Source organism: Candidatus Infernicultor aquiphilus (assembly GCF_002784285.1).
In the GTDB taxonomy this organism is placed as follows: Bacteria; Atribacterota; Phoenicimicrobiia; order Phoenicimicrobiales; family Phoenicimicrobiaceae; genus Infernicultor; species Infernicultor aquiphilus.
On the sequence record NZ_PFKO01000222.1, the window covers coordinates 1 to 1,824 of the forward strand.

At 38.0% G+C, this 1,824-nt stretch carries 3 protein-coding genes; all 3 read left to right on the forward strand.

Going from position 1 to position 1,824, the window contains the following annotated elements; genetic code table 11:
• The coding region (locus tag COZ07_RS05765; RefSeq protein WP_406607622.1) for an ATP-binding cassette domain-containing protein at positions 1-659 on the forward strand (659 nt) is incomplete at its 5' end.
• Positions 660-858: 199 nt separating this feature from the next.
• Positions 859-1,095 (forward strand): 4-oxalocrotonate tautomerase family protein, encoded by a 237-nt coding sequence (locus COZ07_RS05770; RefSeq protein ID WP_406607623.1) that lies wholly within the window; start codon positions 859-861, stop codon positions 1,093-1,095.
• A gap of 88 nt (positions 1,096-1,183) precedes the next feature.
• Entirely contained in the window at positions 1,184-1,591 is a 408-nt protein-coding gene (locus tag COZ07_RS05775) for a DUF5518 domain-containing protein (protein ID WP_406607624.1), read from the forward strand.
• The last annotated feature ends 233 nt before the right edge of the window (positions 1,592-1,824 follow it).

Genomic DNA, 1,824 nt, shown 5'->3' on the forward strand with positions numbered 1-1,824 from the left:
CCGGGGTTTCCGGAAATGGTCAAAGTGAACTGGCAGAAGTTATCGCTGGTCTACGAAAACCTACCCAGGGGAAAGTATTTATAAAAGGAATTAATGTTACTAATTGGTCGCCTTCCCAGCTTCTTGATTATGGTCTTTCTTATATTCCCGAAGAACGGATGCGGGACGGTGTAGTTCAGGAATTTAATATAGAAGAAAATCTGATTCTTAAAGATCATATCCACCCGCCTTATGCTAAGGGAATATTTATGAATTTCCATAAAATCGGTCAGGAAAGCGAACGTCTAATCAAGAATTTTGATATCAGGACTCCTTCTCGCTATACTTCTTTAAAAAGCCTTTCCGGTGGAAATATTCAAAAACTAATCTTAGCGCGAGAACTCTCTCGAAAACCCAGTGTTCTAGTAGCTGCTCAACCAACCCGCGGATTAGACATTAGTGCTACAGAATATGTTCATCGGCAATTGATTGAACAAAGGATAAAATTAAAAACCGCAACACTTCTTATTTCTGACGACCTGGATGAAATTTTATCACTTGCTGATCGGATTGCAGTTATTTACGAGGGTGAGATTATGGGAGTAGTAAAGCGAAATGAAGTTAGTGTTGAGGAATTGGGTATGATGATGGGAGGGGTACATAAAGATAATATCCCCTGATATTTTCCGGATACAAGATCCACTTTTTCGGAAACGGTCTATTGACCAAATACCGGAAGGTGCGGAATTACCCTATACCATTTTAGATTTATAATCTAAGATAAATTAGTATATAATAGATAAAGCGATGGTAATAATTTAGAAGAGAAGAAAAAGTATAAAATTAAATAAAAAATAAAAAGAGAAGGAGGGGGTAAAAATGCCTCATGTAATTATTAAAATGTATGCTGGTAGAACCGAAGAGCAAAAGAAAAAACTGGTCAAAGCTATTACCGATTCTATCGTGAAAATAGTCGATGCTGATAAAAAATATGTCTCTATTGCTATTGAAGATGTAAGTCCGGAAGACTGGGCGGAAAAGGTATATCGTCCGGATATATTAGAGAAGCAAAACACACTTTATAAGAAACCAGGATATAATCCGTTTTGTGAATAATAAGACTGTTCTATTTATATATCTTATATAAATAGTATGATAAGGGATTAAAGTAAGGGACAGTTAACCAGCTCAAGGTAGTATTTTTATGGAGAGAAGAGATAGAAGGCTGGAAAGAGCCAAAGGAAGGTTTTTTTTAAAGGAGGTTAATATGTTTTGGGCCTTAGTAGTAGGAATTATTTCTATGGCGGTATTAGGTTCTATTCCTTTGTTTGGTCCACTTTTGGCTGGTTTTATCGCCGGATTGATCGTTAGAGGAACAGGGAATGGAGCCTTAGCTGGTTTTTTAAGTGGGAGTATCGGAGGAATTTTAGCTATGTTTATCCTTACTAGTTTAGGTGGGGTAGTCGGCAGTGTCACTGGCGGATTACTGGGAGGGGTATTAGGTGGAATGTTTGGGGCCATATTAGGAGGAGGGATTTTTATAGCTACCCTTTATTTCGGTTTATTGGGACTAATCGGGGGAGCTCTGGGAGGTTTGGCCCGACCTAGATAGGGAATATAGGTCTGAAGGAAATCTTGAAAATAAATTAGGTAAATTGGAATTAATAACTGAAAAATAGTAGTTTCTTCAATGCGAATTTTTATCTTCCATCTTTCGAGGGAAACTGTTGTGGGAATCCATTAGCCTATAGTGAAGTTAGAGAAGGGGAGACTGTACTTGATCTGGGTATGGGTGCAGGGCTTGATTTTTTGATTGCTTCCCGCAAGGTAGGTCCTTTAAATACC